The organism is Enterobacter sp. Bisph1, from assembly GCF_000814905.1.
Lineage (GTDB): Bacteria > Pseudomonadota > Gammaproteobacteria > Enterobacterales > Enterobacteriaceae > Kosakonia.
The window spans coordinates 156,620-173,144 of record NZ_JXAG01000036.1; the positions used below are offsets into that span (position 1 = coordinate 156,620).

Consider the following 16,525-nt stretch of genomic DNA (forward strand, 5'->3'; position numbering starts at 1 on the left):
CCTCAGGCGACTTCGTCAAATTCCGCTTCGCTAACCTGCTGTTCCAGCGCCTGGCGAATCTCGGCCAGCGCTTTCTCCTGCTGGCGGAAGTAAGTTTCCCTGTCGCCTAACGTCGAAACCAGCTGCCAGGACTCCTCTTTTTCCAGCCGCGCCAGCTCTTCAATCAGCGTGGCGATATGCTGTTTAACTTCGAGGATACGCTGGCGCAGGCGCTGCAGATCGTTAAGACGATCGCTGGCCATTAGCGGTTCAAGCCCTTTCTGCAGGCGGGTCAATAGCGAGCGAATCGCGCTGAGATCGCCGCGCTGCCGTGCCTGGTTAAGCTGCACCATCATGCTGTGGGCATCGTTTTTCAGTTCGCTATCCACCAGATCCGGGTGGCACAGCTTACTGGCCTGACGCCACAAGCGCTTCAGTTCATGGCGCTCGTCTTCGCTCATTTGCTGCTCGAAGCTAAAACGTTTTTCCGCGTCATGCTGCTGTTCCTGGTAGTTTTCATACTCCTGACGCGCTTCATCCCGCGCCTGGCGTGCAGGTTCTTCTTCACGCGTCAGCCCGCTTTCCAGCTCTTGCGCTTCCGCCAGCAACGAGGCAATCAGTTCGCTTTGCTGCTGCAGATGCTTACGCGCTTCTGCCGCCTGCATCGAGTGCGGCGGCATACGCTGCCAGCGCTGCGTCAGCGTAACCAGCACTTCCACCGCTTGCGACAGGTATTTCTGACAGCGCAGATAATCCGCTTCACGGCGGCGCGCTTCCGCTTCCTGGCGACGCACGGCCGCTTCGGCCAGGGTTTTACGCAGCCGCAGGATCTGCGACATTAACGGTCCAAGGCGGGTTAAATAGAGATCGTTGAATTCATCCAGCAACTGGATACGCGCATTGCGTTTATCAATCAGCTCGCGCATTTGCTCTTCCAGCGCTTTCAGCTCCAGCTTGCTGGCGGCAACCTGCGGATCCTGCCAGCTGACGACCGAGCGCTGGTTCTGTAGCCAAAGGGTAATCGCACGTATCGCATCGCTGTAATTCTTCTCTTCAAGGGCGTGTACGATAAACGCTAACTCCGGGTCCGTAACGTCTTCTTTGAGTAAAGGAAGCTGGCTGAGGATGATGCTGTCATCCTCCAGTTCAATGGCGTATTTGATGATTTCAAGCCGTTTTATGGGTTTGTTCATGGCGTTTCGTCAAAGCGCGTTGAGCGTGTTAAAGGGAGTTGTGATTCATCAAATCTGGACCATAGAGATAAATCTCGCAACAGTCGGCAGCCATATTACATGGGACATATTTCAGGCGTTAGTGTTTCTGTGAAAATTGCGCTTATGGCGCCTTTTTGAGACGAAACGTGCGAAAAGTGGCGTTAGGGCAAGATAGATGCTCCGGCGACACAGCGAGTCGCCGCCGGGGTTTAGCGCTATGTTAACTGTCCACACAGCTATACCAACGGTGTGCTCTCCGGAAGCCCACGAACGCGGATCGGTTCTTTAATGGCGTTGGCGTCGAGCAGCCGTTGAAGGGCGGAGATCGCCGTGTCGGTCAGTTCGTGCCCTTTGGTCAGCACCATCAAACCGTTGGTGGTACGAATATCTTCATCTACCACCCAACCCGGCATCAGCTCGCGAATGCGCGCAGAGCGCACTCCGGTGACATTGGCGCGGAAATCTGACAGAGATTTGATGATGTATTCAGGCAGAGCGGGATGCGCCGCGCGCAGAATTTCCCACGGCCGCTCGAGGCTAAATCCCCGTGCCGCATTACGCTCCAGTTCAAGGGCCGCGCGCAGGAGATGTGCACCGCGTAAAACTTCCAGCGGAACATCCGGCGACGGTTCTTTTGCCTGATGACGGATAATCCCGGCGACCAGTTCAAGTCGGGGAATATTTTCCACCAGCTTGCCGGCGACTTCCGGATGCCCCAGCAACAATTTTTTCTCGTCTTCTGAGAGTTTGCGCTGGGCTGCATCGGCCTGCACGATATCGGCAGGAATACCCACGCAGCCTATCTGGCTTAGCGAAGCCGCAATAGTGTAGATCCACTCATCGGGCCATTCTAGCTTCGGCAGTGCATGGCGGACGCAGGATTGTGCGAATGCGGCTCGCTGGAAGGCCCACGGTGCCACCATTGCCAGCACTTCCGTTAATGTTTTGACCGAGGCGGTCAGGGTGGTTGCCAGCAGCTCTTTTTCAGCGCGCACGAGACGATACTGGCGTACTGCGTCGTTAAGGGCTGAAACCAGCTCCTCTTTCGGACAGGGTTTGCAAAGATAGCGGAAAATAGCACCTTTATTGATGGCGGCAATAGAGGATTGCACATCGGCCTGCCCGGTCAGCAACAGACGGACGCTATCGGGCGAAATTTCCCGCGCTTTCGCCAAAAAGGTCGCGCCATCCATACCGGGCATGCGCATATCAGACATGATCACCGCAAAGGGTTCTCCCCAACGAATCGCGTCGAGACCGGCTTCGCCGCTGGGGGCGACCACAAGCTCAAATTCTCCAAACAGATTGCGCTCCATCGCGGCGAGCACATTAGGTTCATCGTCTACGCACAGCACCCTGGGCAAGGTGGTATCAGTCATAAAGGGTTTCCTGTAGGTTAGCGAACGTCTGCTGCCATAACGGGAGCTGGTTTAGCATGCCTGTTGTTGCAAGGTAGTCACTGTCGGGCATACGGTGATTGGCTAGTGCGACGGCAACATGCACCACACCCGCCGCGCCGAATGTGTTATGGCCGAAACGCGCCGGATTATCGTGACCCGCCACGATCTCGACAATCTCCAGGGGTAATCCCCACATCGCCAGCAGGTATGCACCAACCGCAGCCAGCGGGGAAGTATCATCACGGGTGGTCACTGGTTCGTCGGTTTCGCTTATTTCGGGGATCAGTTGCGCAACATTCGCCAACAACGCGGCGGTGGATTCGAGTCCGTGATGCCCGACAATATGGGCGGCGAGGGCGGACGCCAGAAAAGCGGTGCGCTGTAACGCGCTGGGGTGTGATGCTTTTTGCGCCTCGACACGCGCATGAGAGGTCATTACCAGCAGCGATATCCTGTCCACGCCTAGTAGCGTAATGGCACTGGCAATATCATAAACTGGCGATCCTTTACAAAACCAGGCGGAGTTCGCCAACTGCATAATTTTGGCGCTCAATGCCGGGTCGCGGCCCAGCAGTTCGGCAATTTGTTGGCTATTGCTCGCGGCGTTCTCAAGAAGATGCTGAACCTGCATAAAGATATCTGGCGCAGCAGGTAAATGCGTAATCCTACCGACGCAATCAAGCACCCACGGTTGTGGGAACAGTGTGCGTAAAGCGAAGGCGTTTTCAATTATCTCTGATAATGTTGAACTGTCGCAGGGTTTAGAGACTAAACGATGCGCGACGTCCAGCATGCGCTGGGTTGAGTCGGGGTCTGAATAACCAGATAAAATGATGCGGATCGTCCCCGGCCAGCGCTCGCGGACCTGGCTGAGTAACTCGGCACCGTCCATAAAAGGCATGCGCATATCGGAGATCACCACATCCGCCGGGGTCTCTCCCAACATCGTTAACGCTTCAGGTCCACTGGTGGCGAAGCGGAATTCCCATTGGCTATCCTGCAGCATAAAAGCCCGCTCAATGCCGGAAAGCACACGGCTTTCGTCATCTACGAACATTACCTGCATGGTGGATCATCCTCATTATTCGCAGTGAACGGAAACTGCAGGATAAAGGTTGAACCGACGCCTTCTGTTGATTCGCAACGAATTTTCCCGCCGTGTTTGTCCACAACGGTGGAATAAACAATCGCCAGCCCTTGTCCTGTCCCTTTGCCCACCGCTTTGGTGGTGAAAAAGGGGTCGAAAATGCGATCGCGGATGGCGTTGGGGATACCGCTGCCATCATCCTGGATACGGATTTCTAAATAGTCACCGTTCTGTAGTGCGGAGATAATAATGCGTCCTTTTTCTTTAACCCCTTCTTGCAGGGTATCTGCGATGGCGTGAGCGGCATTGACCACCAGATTCAGAATGGCCTGGCCAACCATGTCACGTAGGCAAGGCAATTGCGGTAGGTTGTCGGCAATATGCGTTTCGAGTTCCGCGACATATTTCCACTCGTTGCGGGCCACCGTGACGGTGGTATTGATCACGTCGCGTATATCTATCCGCTCCTTCACGTTTTTCGAAGGGTGAGAGAATTCTTTCATGGCGGCGACAATACGGGCTATGTGCTCAAGCCCTTCCAGCGATTCATCCAGCGCGCCTGGAATTTGTCGGCGCAAGAAATCAATCCTGGTGCGCTTAAGCGTCATGTCAAACTCAGCCATGCGCGGATCGTCAGCCATTTTTTCTCGTGCCACGTCCGCAAGGGTCAGAGCGGCATTCAGCAACGTTAGCAGCGAGTCAGTTGCACCTTTGATAAAACCCACGTTGTCCGCAACATATTGTGTTGGCGTATTGATTTCGTGAGCGATCCCGGCCGCCAGTTGCCCGATAGATTCCATCTTTTGCGCTTGCAATAGCTGAGATTGTGCCAGGCGGAGATCGGCCAGCGCTTTTTCCAGTTCGTGGCGCTCGTTTTCAAGTTCCATGGTCTTACGCGCCACCACTTTTTCCAGCCCGACATTTTGCTCAAGGATGGCAAAAGGCGTTGCGTGACTGTGTCTGGCTTGCTGAGCGATACGGCGTTTCAGTACATCGATGGTTTTATCGCGGGCGGCAAGCTTGCGCGCGTAATCGGCAAGCGACAGCGTCGCGGCGGAGGTTTCGGGAAAAGATGACATGTTTTCTATCCTCCAATGGCGACACCGGTGAATGTCTGGTTCACATGCAGCCCGTTGTATTGTTCACCATAGGTTGAAAATCCCACCACCCGGTTTTGCACCATGATGTCGCCGATCTGTTGTTCCAGTCCCTCTTTTTCGAACTGGATGCGACGCAGGATGCAGTCGCAGCCGATAATGACCGCCGGGTTAGGAATGGTTTCGTGGACTTTTTCAAAAGCCTGACTAAAGGTTTCGATGGGATCTTCGGCTTTGCCGATAGAGACGATCAATCCCTCTTCAATCGCGCAATAGCAGGTGAGCGAGAGATCATCGTTCATTTTCTGAATGGAACGCACGTAGGGTTCATCGCCAAAAGAGAGCACCAGCGGATTGCGCGAGAATACCGTCGGCGTTAATGCTTCGACGCTCAGACCAAGGGATTCTGCGTATATCTGAGCGGCAGGCTCGCCATTAATCTCCATGATCAGCCTTTTTTCAGCGTCTGCCTCAGTGATAACGAGTTCAATATCGCTGGGAACAAAGTGCTGGATCTTAAATGTGGCGACCGGGGAACTGGTTTCGATTACCGCGAAAACCGCGGCATCCGACAGGAAATGGCCATTGCCATCATAGACGTAGCTTTTTTCAAAACGCAGATCGTCCCCGGCAGAGCCACCAATAATGGGCACATTACCTATTTGCTGGTAAAGATTCGCCACCAGGCGCTCTTCGGCCATCGAGAGACCATCGACCAGCAGCAGTCCGAAACGATGAAGATCGGGCCTCTCCTCACTGTCGCGGCGGATAGTGTCCGCAATCTCGTTAATGACGGGAGTGTACTCAAGCAACGGGTGAATCATAAATGTGCGTGCGCGAAAGCCGCTACCCAGCCCGAGGCCTAAGAGGCCAGAATGTTGAAAACCTTCCGTGCCGATATGACCAGAAGAGGTGCACCCGAAGCAGGAACAAGAAAATGTATTTTTTAATTCGCGACCTAATACAGCAAGATCATAATCGGGAGAGCAAAAAAATATAATGGTTTCAACTTCATCACCTCCAATTTGCGCGGCAAACTGGGCAACCGCTTCGACCGGGTCAGGAGATTCACTACTGGCGTAGATGGGCTGGAAATTCACGGTATACTCCCCTCACTCTGTACAGCGGCTTTCGCCTCTGCTGTCGACTGGTAGATAAATTGATGAATATTCCTATTTACGAAGATTAGGAGCAGCAGGCTTAAATATCAATACGGCAGGCTTTTAATTTATCAGGCTTTTTACATCTTTTTTAAAAGAACGTGCGTTGTTTCGCTAATTAACAATGTTGCTTTGCATGCTCAGTATTTACATTTGTCTGAGGGGGAAAGAGAGGTTCTGCTTCTGTTAAAATTTTGTCTCCAGCAACATTCACCCGCTATCAGCACGGATTATCATTTTAAAAGGCTTTTTTAAATAAGCCATGTAATGTCATCGTTCTTATTAGATCATTAAAATGATATTGCTTAAGCCGGAGAGAAAGGGGGGTACTTAAAAACGCAGGGCAGATAAGCTAAATTGCATTTTTATTATGATGGTCAATGGTTTACCCCTTCGTTCGCCATTGACCGTTGGTATCCTTTAGCTATTAAGCAGTCGCTGTTTCTGAATCTGGAACTCTTCTTCGGTTAAAATGCCTTCTTCTTTCATCTGCGCCAGACGGGCGATTTTATCCATGGCGCTGGTAAAAGATTGTGATTCGCTTCCGGCTTGCGCCGCATTGTTTTGTGCGGAGGAAAAATAGCGTTCTCTGACTTCGTTGACCAAATTGGTAAAAGGAATCACCGTGAGTTTGGGAACATTTTTGATAGTAAAATTTTTACCCGTCGTCGAAATGGTTATTTCGCCAAGAAGTAACCCGGTTTTACCCCCGACGCTAACCACATTTTCCAGATTGATATCCACCTGTTTTAAGCCGAACAGCAATCCCTTATCGAGAAAGATGACGCGTTTATTGGTTAAGGTAATCAACCATGTATTGCCATCCATCGCACCGCTGGCGATTGCCTGGGGGATCTCGTCTGCGCCCAGAATGTTGGGCAGGTGGAAAAACTCTTTCTTGGTGCCAAACGAAGCATCGGTGACGTGTAACGCAAGGCGTTTCATCTCTTCTTTTAACTGCGCTTTTGTCGCTGTTTTGTAATCTAACATGCCTGTTCCTTGAGCGGGTTTACATTGAATACAATTTGTTCTGGGACCTTGATATCATCAGAATCAACCTTTGTTATGCCTGCGGCGCAAACCCCTCAGCTTCCAGCTGAAACGCGGGTAAACATACCGGGTTTTTTCACCCGCAACTGCTAAGGTCCGCAGGCATTTTCTGTCCTCACGGCGAAGCGCTAGCGTGTACCGCCGTTCTGACGTCAGCACGATGATTGCGGCGTCGGATAGCGTTGTAAAGACTTCAATGTAATCAAATGGATAGGGTATTTACCCGAAATTTGAACGGCGCGATGTAGGGAAGGTGTAAAAGGGAGGTTTTATTGCTCGTTAAAGACGAAGAAATAAGTAAGCCAGCTTTGCTGGTGGCTTACTTATATAAATTTAAAGACAAAATTTTTTCCAGTTGTGTGGGAAGTTATGATCAGGCTGTTGGACGTTCATTCCAGGCATCGGCAAATTGAATATTTCCATCGACAATACGCCATGTTATTTTTTCATATTGCAAGCTCACGCTTTCCATATGATTAAGCTGTGAATTTCCCATAAGTTTTACGTTAGGTACACCACAGTTAACACTGGTTATCTTTACACCTTCCATAGTAACCGTGTAGTAGCAAACCTCTTGTCCTGCATCATTAATATGATAGAAACGAACCTCTGCGCTCTTAAGCGTTTGGCCTGTTGCGGCGGCTTTATAAAGATACGGCGTCGAACTGTCTACTTCTTTTTCGAAATTGAAAGAGGAGTGTTTTCTCGTTCCTGTAATCCTTCCATTACTAGTATCAACAGGGATAGCGAGCCCATGACTCATCCCGATGATTTCAATACTACCTTCACGGTCTTGTACATCTACTGACCCTTTAATGTCTGCACCACCATCATCCTTAAGCCACAAATACGGGGGGATTGGCATCATTTTCTCCTTATTAATTTTATAATAATAAAATATATTATTGTACTAATTGATATGTGAATGACTAACGAAATATAAAAAATAATATCCTCGATTTTTTCAATACCAGGCTCTCTATTTCCATATGTTAACTCCACTAACCAGAATGTGAACTTATTATTCAGCCAGGTATTGGGATCGCCAAGCGTTCGACCGCTAACTAACATAATAATTAAGAAAAGAATACCTTTAAGGACACGTATCACCATAAGCAATAACCTCAATTGTGCCATAGGTATCAATATTACTTTCCGCTATTATTGATTTGTCAGTTTGCAGGAGGGAATCTCTTAGTCGAAGGAAGTCAGAACGATGGGGTAATGTTATACATCCTTCACTAATTTGTCCCGGATGTAATCTAAAGCCACCCCGTTCAATACCATTAATCCAGGTATTATCATCGATTAATCCATCTGCTCGATAAAGGGCAAACCATTCACTATGGTCAATGTGATAATAAAATGTGCTCTTATAGGTATCAATGGCCATTGAACGCAGACGGTTACCAACCGAACCTGTCGGACGGTCTACGATATGATAAATCCCTGGTGGTATGGGGCCTTGCTGGACTATCGCACCGCAACCCCCTTTGTTTCTGTATACCCCATTACCACTAAAGGCAATGAACACGCCAATGCCATCGAAATGAAGGGGAGAATAGTCTGCGTTATTAAGCTCAAACCTGCCGTGTAATGGCATTCGTACTATCCTTGTGAATGAAGATAAGAGGGTGATTATATTTGATGATGATTTATTTTGAGTGTTAAAAATCTGAAAATGCTAATTATTTTTAGCTATTATGCTATGGAATTTATTCAAGCAATAAATTTAAGAAATGAATGGTTTTTTACAGGGAAGAGTAATATGAAATATTGTTGAATGGTTCTAATATTTCAGGATGCCTTTGTTTTTATTAAAGAAAAGTAGCTTGTATTTACAACAGGGTAAACAAGTAACGCTTAATCGAACGGATACAGCACTTGCACTTAACAATAAGCGATCGCTAAAGCCAGCCAGTGAAAAGAGACACTTTTCCAACTGGCTGGCCAGGATCGTATTCTAGATAATAAAATCTTCAAATTTTTTGGCATTATCTACCAGATAGGCTGGGAATTTATCTTTAGTTAAATCCTGCCGTACCATTTTACGGTCGCGTCCCCATATATCTTTTGCATTGGTGAGCGCATTGATAATATGTTCTCTATTATTAAGATGAGGGAGATCATACTCGGTGTGTGATATCGTAGACATCTTTTCAGAAATACGCTCGGGCTTCATAATCCATGAGAAGTGCCAGCCCGCATCGGGCATGATTTTATGACGTAATTTAAAAAGAGTCTTAGAAATAAATCCTTTATGCGTGCGATATTTTTTTATATTTCTGAACTCTTCCGGTTTGCCTTTAAAATAACCTTTTAAATTGCGGAAGGTCGTTGCACGTGGCAGCTTGCACAGCCTTTTACTTCCATCAGGATTAAATACTTGTAGGTTAAACTGATAGTTATAAAAACCCATATATAGCGTCGTACATAAGGTTTTAGGGTTAATAGCTCTAATAGCATCGGGAGAGAATATTTCATCGACATCAGAGACAAGGATCAGATCATCGTCCTGCGCCTGATTTAAACCCTGCATAATAGCGTTCCGCTGCGCGGCTTCGTTCGCCCATGCATCCACTTCATCCGTCATACCATTAGCTTTTTTCTTAATAGGTTCTTCATCGTGGACAACATAGATTATCTTGTCTTTGAAACGGGAAAATTTATCAATATCGAAATGCAACTTTCTTGGCTTGCCGGTAAATGTATGAGTTGATTCCACAATCACAAAGCGATCAACAACGTCAACGAGTGTGTTTAAACGAATATCAAGTAACATGTCTTCGTCATAATACAAAAAACAGTCATAAATCATAATTTTCATTCTCTAATTATTCGGTAAAACAAAGCGTTACCCGTCATTCAGCTTTTAGGAATTTTCGTATAATAAATAGCATTAGTAAAGCCATTTGGCAGAAAAAGATTTTAGCTTATGTGTGTTCATAACTAAAATTTATATGGTGAATTTTTGTTCAATATATTCTGGCGCAGAGTCATTTTTTAAGCGTTAGCCCAGCCATTCCTTTACCCCGGTTCGCCGTTTTTTTTATTCTTACACGCCTCGTGAATGCATCAGGTATTTGCGGCTGGGTTGCTATACTCTTTGGGTTGCAGCGCGCATTGCGCTTACGTTTCCCGGCAACAGGACGTTTCTTTCCATCGGGCCAGGAGAATTTATGACGGTGCTGTATAACGTGGCGATTGTGTTACTGACGGTCGCCATGATGGAGATTCTGGCGACACTGACGCATAAATATGTCATGCACGGTTGGGGATGGGGCTGGCATCTTTCCCACCACACGCCGCGCAAAGGCTGGTTTGAAATCAACGATCTCTACGCTGTGGTGTTTGCTGGCGTGGCGATTTTGCTTATCGCGCTCGGCGCGGGTGGCCGCTGGCCGCTGCAATGGATAGGTGCCGGAATGACGCTCTACGGCGCGCTCTACTTTATTGCCCATGACGGCCTGGTCCACCAGCGCTGGCCGTTTCGTTATGTGCCGCGTCGGGGTTACCTGAAACGGCTCTACATGGCGCACCGGCTGCATCACGCGGTGCGCGGGCGCGAAGGCTGCGTCTCGTTTGGTTTTCTTTATGCGCCGCCGGTCGCTAAGCTGCAGGCGGTGTTGCGTGAGCGTAATGGTCGTCCTGCGCGTGCGGACGCTGCCAGAGCGTCAACGGGCGAGGCGTCGAGGTCGCGCCGCGAGAGCTAAACGCCATCGCGGCACCTTTGGCCAGCAGGGCCAGCTTTTCGGCTTTGCTGGTGCCCTGACGCGACTCCCACGCGTTGACGCCCGCGCGTTTTACTTTCACCCCAATCTCCCGGTATACGCCGTGCGCGGTGGCGATAGCCCAGGCGCTGCGCAGCGGCAGGCCCGCCAGCCCGGCGCGTGCCGAGGCGTAATACGGCTCCGCTTCATCCACGAGGCGGGCGGCAAGGCGCGCAATCTGCACACGATGCTCACGCGCCGCCAGTGCCTCGCGGCGCAGCCCTTCCTGCAGCAACCACTCGTCCGGCAGATAACAGCGCCCGATGGCAGCATCCTCGACAATATCTCGCGCAATATTAGTAAGCTGAAACGCGAGGCCCAGATCGCAGGCGCGATCCAGCACCGCTTCATCGCGCACGCCCATGACGCGCGCCATCATCAGGCCCACCACGCCTGCTACGTGATAGCAGTAACGTAGGGTGTCATCAAAAGTGCGGTAGCGTTCGTCACGCACGTCCATCGCGAAGCCTTCCAGATGATCGAGCGCCAGCGCAGGCGGGATCTGATGCTGTAAGGCGACCTCCTGAAACGCGGCAAAATTTGGCTCTGTCATCGGTTTGCCCGCGTAGGCCTCAAGCGTTAACTCGCGCAGCATATTGATGCGCGCCTGAGGCGTCTCTGTGGCGGCTGACGGCGCGCGAAACCCGAGCACCTGACCGTCGGTCACGTCGTCGCAGTGACGACACCACGCATAGAGCATCAGCGCGCTGCGTCGCGTCTGCGCATCAAAGAGTTTTGAGGCGGTGGCGAAGCTTTTCGAACCGGCTTCAATGGTTTCGGTGACGTGTGTCAGCAGCGGTTTATCGCCCATGCGTGTCCTCCAGCATCAGCCCGGCGGTGGCTTTTGCTGAGCCGATAACACCGGGAATGCCCGCACCGGGGTGTGTACCCGCACCGACCAGATAGAGGTTGTCGATACGGCTGTCGCGGTTGTGCGGGCGGAACCAGGCGCTTTGCGTGAGGATGGGTTCCACCGAGAACGCCGAGCCCTGATACGCGCCGAGCTGGTCGCGGAAATCGAACGGCGTAAACATGCGGTGCGTGACCAGTTGCTCGCGCAGGCCCGGCATATAGCGCTGCTCCAGATAATCGAAAATGCGATCGCGCAGGCGCGGGCCTTCGACATCCCAGTTCAGATTAGCGGTGCCAAGATGCGGTACCGGGGCCAGCACGTAATAGCTGCCGCAGCCCGGCGGCGCGAGCGACGGGTCGGTCACGCAAGGCGCATGCAGGTAGAGCGAAAAATCCTCCGCCAGCGTGTCGCGCTTGAAAATATCCTCAATCAGCTCTTTGTAGCGCGGCCCGAAACAGACCGTGTGATGCGCAAGCTGGCTGTGGTGATGATTGAGGCCAAAATAGAGTACGAACAGTGAGTTGCTCATGCGTTTGCGGCGCAGCGACGCTGCCTGCGCCACGCCGCGTGGATGATGGCCGAGCAGATTGTTGTAGGTGTGCACCACGTCGGCGTTCGATGCCACGGCGCGGGCCGGGATGTGGCGTCCATCCGCAAGCGTGACGCCGCAGATCTTATCGCCCTGGGTATCGAGGCGTGTGACCTGCGCGTTGAGTTCGATTTCGCCGCCCAGATCGGTAAAGAGTTTCGTCAGCCCGTTGACCAGCGCGCCGGTGCCGCCGCGGGCGAACCAGACGCCCCACTGGCGCTCCAGCGCATGAATAAGCGTATAGATGGACGAGGTCGCAAACGGGTTGCCGCCCACCAGCAGCGAGTGAAATGAGAAGGCCTGGCGCAGATGCTCGTTTTCAATGTATTTCGACACCATGCCGTAAACGCTGCGCCATGCATGCAGGCGCGCCAGTTGTGGCCCGGCGCGCAACATATCGCGAAACGATAAAAACGGCACCGCGCCAAGCTTCAGATAGCCTTCTTTAAATACCGCCTGCGAATAGGCGAGGAACCGGCGATAACCTTCTACATCGCGCGGGTTAAAAAGCGCGATCTGCGCCTCCAGGCTTGCCTGATCGTTATCGTAATTAAAGACCTGGCCGTTCTCCCAGCAGAGACGGTAGAAGGGCGCGACGGGCAACAGATCGACGTAATCGGCAATATTTTTCCCGGCAAGCGTAAACAGCTCCTCGATAGCCGAAGGGTCGGTAATGACGGTGGGACCGGCGTCGAAGGTGAAACCCTGATCTTCGTAAACATAGGCCCGTCCGCCGGGTTTATCGCGCTGCTCCAGCAGCAAAACAGGCGTGCCCGCCGCCTGTAAGCGGATAGCCAGGGCCAGGCCACCAAAGCCGGACCCGATAATAACCGTTTTAGTCATGATGAAAAGCTCGCAGCCGGGGTGTTTGCTTAAGCACGGCCTGCAAGGCTTCGCCCACCGGTACCGGGGGTTTGCCTGTCAGCAGCCGCACCTTATCCAATGGGGTCAGTCGTCCGGCGTAAAACCGGGCGATAAGCCCCGCATTTAATCCATAAAAGCGCCGCATGACCTGCCAGCGGCGGTCTGGTTTGCCCGCCAGAAACAGCATGCGGTTAAGCAGGCGAAAAAAGCGCTGATGCCGCCACTGGCGCTGCGCATAGCCCGCCGTCAGGGCGTATAACGCCTGAGCTGTTTCAGGCGGCTGTGCGGCGATACTGTCAGCAAGCGCCGCCGCGTGCGGCAGCGAATAACCGGTGGTAGCGTGAAACAGTCCGGCGCGCAGGCCGCTGCGCGCTATGCCCTGCGCCTCGCGCCAGAATGCCTGCGGTGCGCCTGTGAGCATAATCGGCAGATTGCCGTGTTCTTCACGCTCGAGGGTTGTAAGCGTCCAGTTGTGTGTGCGGGCGTAACTGGCGATGTTGTCCCGCGCCCGCGCCGGATCAAGCGTCGCGCTGTCGATATAGTGCGTGTCTTCAATCAGCAGCGTGTTGGGCGTGAGCGGCAGCGTATAGACAAACCGGTAGCCGCCTTGCTGCGCCACAGTAGCGTCCATCAGGATCGGACGCGTCAGGCCGTGGGGCGCCGCGAGTTTCCACTGCTGGCCGAGAAACGCCTGCTGGCCCACCGTCAGGTGTGGGCTTGTCTGCCAGCCGCGGCCATCAAGCACTGCGCGGGCACGCAACGTGCGCCCGTCCGCCAGCGTCACAGCCTCAGGTGTGAGGGCGGCGACAGGCGCGTTACACCAGAGCTTGTCGCCGAGCGTGTGAGTCAAGACTTCGGCAAAACGTCCGGACGTCACACTGTAATAGCCGCCATCAAGCGTGCGCGTCAGCGCCGGGAAGCGCACCTCATAACCGTCCCAGCGGTGCGCCACCAGTGGCGCAAGCCAGGCGTGTTGCGCGGGTGTGATGTCATCGCCATGAAACGACCAGGTGTGGTTGCCGCCGGGCTGTTCGCCTGCCTCCAGCAGCAGTATGTTCAGCGAAGGGGCGAGCGCGCGCAGACGCAGAGCGATAAGCCCGTTCGCGAGGCCACCGCCCGCGAGAATAAGATCCCATTGTGGTGTCATGATACCGCCTGCGCGGGAACAGGCCGCCGTGTGCTGAGCGCCTGCTCGGTGATATGCGCCGCGCGCTGAACACCACCTGCCTGTGTCAGTGCGCGCTGCATCGCAATAAGGCGCGAGCGACAGCTCTCATCGCTCAGCAGTGCCTGAAGCTTTTGCGTGAACGCCCGGCGTCCGGCGAAGCGTGAGACGCGCCGCCCGATACCGCAGTGTTCCACCCGCGCCGCGACGCCGGGCTGATCGAACGCCAGCGGGACGACCAGCAGCGGTGTGGCGCTGGTGACAGCGTCCATGACCGTATTCAGCCCGCCATGGGTGATAACCGCCTGTGACTGGCTGAGCGCCAGCGGCTGGTCAGTAAACCCGGTCACGCGGGTGGCGCCGCAGGTTTCCAGTTTTGCAACCTGCGTGGCATTCAACCCGCCACAGTGGGCGATCAGTAGTTCGGTATCGGCGTCGCGGCAGGCTTTCGCGATAGTGCGAAACAGTCCGTAGCGATGACCCTGCAATGTACCGAGCGAGGCAAAAATGCGCGGGCGCGACGACGGCACCGCCGGTTCTGGCGCAGGTTGCGGTGGTCGCAGCGGGCCGACCGCGTGAAAGCACGCCGGCGGTGCGTGGCGGGGGAAATCAAGCATGCTGAGCGTCTGGCTGATTTGCGCGAGGGGTGACAGGCAATCGTGCAGGCCGTGGCGGGGCGGCAGCCCGAAGCGCTGCGCGTGGTGGGCGATCACCGTGCCATGACGGCCCATCAGCCAGTCGTGGATCTGCTGGCTGGTCTGGTAAATTTTGCGCGCGCGTGGCGTGGGCGCGTAGCGAAACGGCATGACCGGCAGCGGCAGTTCTGGCTCGCGGTTGACCGGCAGGGCGCAGGCGACGGAGACAAACGGCAGCCCGAGCGCATCAGCAACGAGGCCGCCAGCGGCTTCCATTTGATCGACAATCAGCCCGTCCACGCCAAGCCGCGACAGCGCGTCGGGCAGTTCCCGGCACAGCATATCGGTAGTGCGCGCCAGATCGTCTATCAGGCTTAAGATGGCCGGGCCGCCAGGGTGTGCGGTCAGGCGTAACGTGCGGGCGAGGCTGCCGGGCGGGTGGCTCGCTTCGCCCACCGGATAAAAGCCGATGCGCGGATCGTTAAGCAGCGTGCGGGCCTCTGCCTGCTGAATAAAGGTGATGCGGTGCCCGCGGGCGATAAGCGCCTGTGCGAGCGCCTGCATGGCGTGAACGTGGCTGTAGAGCGGTGGCGTGATAACGGCGTAGTGGCTCATACCTCATCCCCGGTACGAACCAGCCGGGCATCCCGCAGCGCGCTAAGGCTGGCGCTGCCGGTACAGAAACACGCGACCCGCAATTGTTCAATCACCACCGCGAAATGCGCCAGCACTGCACTGGTTGAGGTCGTCGCGCTGCCGAGTACCGCCGCCGCCTGGCCGACCAGATCCGCGCCCATGCTGATGGCTTTGGCAACGTCAATGCCGTCGCGGATACCGCCAGAGGCTATAAGCGGCAGAGTAGGAAGCGCCTCGCGTATCTGGCGCAGCGCCTGTGCGGTGGGAATGCCCCAGCCTGTGAAAGCCATCGCCACGTTGCGCGCATGCACGTCTGCGGCGCGCTCGCCTTCTACCGCAGCCCAACTGGTGCCGCCTGCCCCTGCGACATCCAGCATGGTGACGCCCGCTTGTGCAAGCTGGCGCGCCACCGACACGGAGAGCCCGGCACCGACTTCTTTCACTACTACCGGTACGGATAGCGCATTGACGACGCGTTCAATGGCCGTCAGCACACCCCGCCAGTCGCGATCGCCACCGGTTTGCAGCGCCTCCTGAAGCGGGTTGAGATGAATAATGAGCGCGTCCGCGTCCACCATCCCGACTGCGCGCTTTGCGTAATCAAGCCCCTGCGCACTGCTAATCTGCGCCGCGCCGAGATTCGCCAGCAGCGGGATATCCGGCGCGTATTTACGCAGTTCATCCGTCAGCCCCCAGTTGTCCTCGCTTTCCAGCGCAACACGCTGCGAGCCAACGCCCATGGCAAGGCCCAGCGTTTGCGCTGCCTCCGCCAGATGCCGGTTGATATCGCTCGCGCGCCGCGCGCCGCCGGTCATTGAGCTTATCAAGATTGGCGCCTTCATCGAGCGGCCAAAAAGGCGAGTGCTGAGGTCGATGGCGTCAAGGGAAAGCTCCGGAAGCGCGCAATGCTCGAAGCGCCAGTGTTCAAAACCCGTGCGAATTTGTTGTTTAGCCCGCTCCGGGTGCAGCACGATATCCAGATGATCGTTCTTGCGTTGGCTCAGTTCCTTGTCCTTCATTCATACT

General features: G+C 54.0%; 15 protein-coding genes. 1 reads left to right on the forward strand and 14 read right to left on the reverse strand.

Features of this window, described 5'->3' with window-relative positions:
- Window positions 1-2: 2 nt before the first annotated feature.
- The 9 genes from RW65_RS11470 to RW65_RS11510 form a co-directional block, all read right to left on the reverse strand.
- Entirely contained in the window at window positions 3-1,172 is a 1,170-nt protein-coding gene (locus tag RW65_RS11470) for a DNA repair protein (RefSeq protein ID WP_039056874.1), read from the reverse strand.
- A 257-nt stretch (window positions 1,173-1,429) separates the two neighbouring features.
- Entirely contained in the window at window positions 1,430-2,572 is a 1,143-nt protein-coding gene (locus RW65_RS11475) for a response regulator (protein ID WP_039056875.1), read from the reverse strand.
- Window positions 2,565-3,659, reverse strand: a complete 1,095-nt coding sequence (locus tag RW65_RS11480) for an HDOD domain-containing protein (RefSeq protein ID WP_039056876.1) — start codon at window positions 3,657-3,659, stop codon at window positions 2,565-2,567. The genes RW65_RS11475 and RW65_RS11480 overlap by 8 nt, the downstream gene beginning before the upstream one ends.
- Window positions 3,650-4,759: a sensor histidine kinase gene (locus RW65_RS11485; RefSeq protein WP_039056877.1), complete on the reverse strand. Its 1,110-nt coding sequence runs from the start codon at window positions 4,757-4,759 to the stop codon at window positions 3,650-3,652. Before RW65_RS11485 ends, RW65_RS11480 begins: the two co-directional genes overlap by 10 nt.
- A gap of 5 nt (window positions 4,760-4,764) precedes the next feature.
- Window positions 4,765-5,877: an FIST N-terminal domain-containing protein gene (locus RW65_RS11490; RefSeq protein ID WP_039056878.1), complete on the reverse strand. Its 1,113-nt coding sequence runs from the start codon at window positions 5,875-5,877 to the stop codon at window positions 4,765-4,767.
- Between the two features lie 480 nt (window positions 5,878-6,357).
- Window positions 6,358-6,927, reverse strand: coding sequence for a PH domain-containing protein (locus RW65_RS11495; protein WP_039056879.1), 570 nt, complete (start codon window positions 6,925-6,927; stop codon window positions 6,358-6,360).
- A gap of 433 nt (window positions 6,928-7,360) precedes the next feature.
- Window positions 7,361-7,852, reverse strand: coding sequence for an Hcp family type VI secretion system effector (locus RW65_RS11500; protein WP_039056880.1), 492 nt, complete (start codon window positions 7,850-7,852; stop codon window positions 7,361-7,363).
- Between the two features lie 228 nt (window positions 7,853-8,080).
- The gene (locus RW65_RS21910; RefSeq protein WP_072037749.1) at window positions 8,081-8,590 is read right to left on the reverse strand and encodes a DUF2778 domain-containing protein; all 510 of its coding nucleotides are present in this window, start codon (window positions 8,588-8,590) and stop codon (window positions 8,081-8,083) included.
- 360 nt (window positions 8,591-8,950) lie between these two features.
- Window positions 8,951-9,805: a glycosyltransferase family 17 protein gene (locus tag RW65_RS11510; RefSeq protein WP_039056882.1), complete on the reverse strand. Its 855-nt coding sequence runs from the start codon at window positions 9,803-9,805 to the stop codon at window positions 8,951-8,953.
- Window positions 9,806-10,166: 361 nt separating this feature from the next.
- Between RW65_RS11510 and RW65_RS11515 the strand changes: the two genes are divergently transcribed.
- A complete protein-coding gene (locus RW65_RS11515; protein WP_039056883.1) occupies window positions 10,167-10,700 on the forward strand; it encodes a sterol desaturase family protein in 534 nt (177 codons plus the stop codon).
- On the opposite strand, the gene crtB is transcribed toward RW65_RS11515, so the two are convergent.
- From crtB to fni, 5 genes are read right to left on the reverse strand one after another with little or no spacing between them, the layout of a single operon-like run.
- Entirely contained in the window at window positions 10,597-11,568 is a 972-nt protein-coding gene (gene crtB / locus RW65_RS11520; protein ID WP_039056884.1) for a 15-cis-phytoene synthase CrtB, read from the reverse strand. The genes RW65_RS11515 and crtB overlap by 104 nt on opposite strands.
- Window positions 11,558-13,042 (reverse strand): phytoene desaturase, encoded by a 1,485-nt coding sequence (locus RW65_RS11525; protein ID WP_039056885.1) that lies wholly within the window; start codon window positions 13,040-13,042, stop codon window positions 11,558-11,560. Before RW65_RS11525 ends, crtB begins: the two co-directional genes overlap by 11 nt.
- Entirely contained in the window at window positions 13,035-14,210 is a 1,176-nt protein-coding gene (gene crtY, locus RW65_RS11530) for a lycopene beta-cyclase CrtY (protein ID WP_039056886.1), read from the reverse strand. Before crtY ends, RW65_RS11525 begins: the two co-directional genes overlap by 8 nt.
- Window positions 14,207-15,478: a glycosyltransferase gene (locus RW65_RS11535; protein WP_039056887.1), complete on the reverse strand. Its 1,272-nt coding sequence runs from the start codon at window positions 15,476-15,478 to the stop codon at window positions 14,207-14,209. Before RW65_RS11535 ends, crtY begins: the two co-directional genes overlap by 4 nt.
- Window positions 15,475-16,518, reverse strand: coding sequence for a type 2 isopentenyl-diphosphate Delta-isomerase (fni, locus tag RW65_RS11540; RefSeq protein WP_039056888.1), 1,044 nt, complete (start codon window positions 16,516-16,518; stop codon window positions 15,475-15,477). Before fni ends, RW65_RS11535 begins: the two co-directional genes overlap by 4 nt.
- Between the last annotated feature and the right edge of the window lie 7 nt (window positions 16,519-16,525).

Bases quoted from the DNA above. Each gene is read 5' to 3' on its own strand.
- RW65_RS11480 (WP_039056876.1), bottom strand. From the start codon at position 3,659: ATGCAGGTAATGTTCGTAGATGACGAAAGCCGTGTGCTTTCCGGCATT.
- RW65_RS11475 (WP_039056875.1), bottom strand. From the start codon at position 2,572: ATGACTGATACCACCTTGCCCAGGGTGCTGTGCGTAGACGATGAACCT.
- RW65_RS11535 (WP_039056887.1), bottom strand. From the start codon at position 15,478: ATGAGCCACTACGCCGTTATCACGCCACCGCTCTACAGCCACGTTCAC.
- fni (WP_039056888.1), bottom strand. From the start codon at position 16,518: ATGAAGGACAAGGAACTGAGCCAACGCAAGAACGATCATCTGGATATC.
- crtB (WP_039056884.1), bottom strand. From the start codon at position 11,568: ATGGGCGATAAACCGCTGCTGACACACGTCACCGAAACCATTGAAGCC.
- RW65_RS11495 (WP_039056879.1), bottom strand. From the start codon at position 6,927: ATGTTAGATTACAAAACAGCGACAAAAGCGCAGTTAAAAGAAGAGATG.
- crtY (WP_039056886.1), bottom strand. From the start codon at position 14,210: ATGACACCACAATGGGATCTTATTCTCGCGGGCGGTGGCCTCGCGAAC.
- RW65_RS11525 (WP_039056885.1), bottom strand. From the start codon at position 13,042: ATGACTAAAACGGTTATTATCGGGTCCGGCTTTGGTGGCCTGGCCCTG.
- RW65_RS11500 (WP_039056880.1), bottom strand. From the start codon at position 7,852: ATGCCAATCCCCCCGTATTTGTGGCTTAAGGATGATGGTGGTGCAGAC.
- RW65_RS11510 (WP_039056882.1), bottom strand. From the start codon at position 9,805: ATGATTTATGACTGTTTTTTGTATTATGACGAAGACATGTTACTTGAT.
- RW65_RS11515 (WP_039056883.1), top strand. From the start codon at position 10,167: ATGACGGTGCTGTATAACGTGGCGATTGTGTTACTGACGGTCGCCATG.
- RW65_RS11485 (WP_039056877.1), bottom strand. From the start codon at position 4,759: ATGTCATCTTTTCCCGAAACCTCCGCCGCGACGCTGTCGCTTGCCGAT.
- RW65_RS21910 (WP_072037749.1), bottom strand. From the start codon at position 8,590: ATGCCATTACACGGCAGGTTTGAGCTTAATAACGCAGACTATTCTCCC.
- RW65_RS11470 (WP_039056874.1), bottom strand. From the start codon at position 1,172: ATGAACAAACCCATAAAACGGCTTGAAATCATCAAATACGCCATTGAA.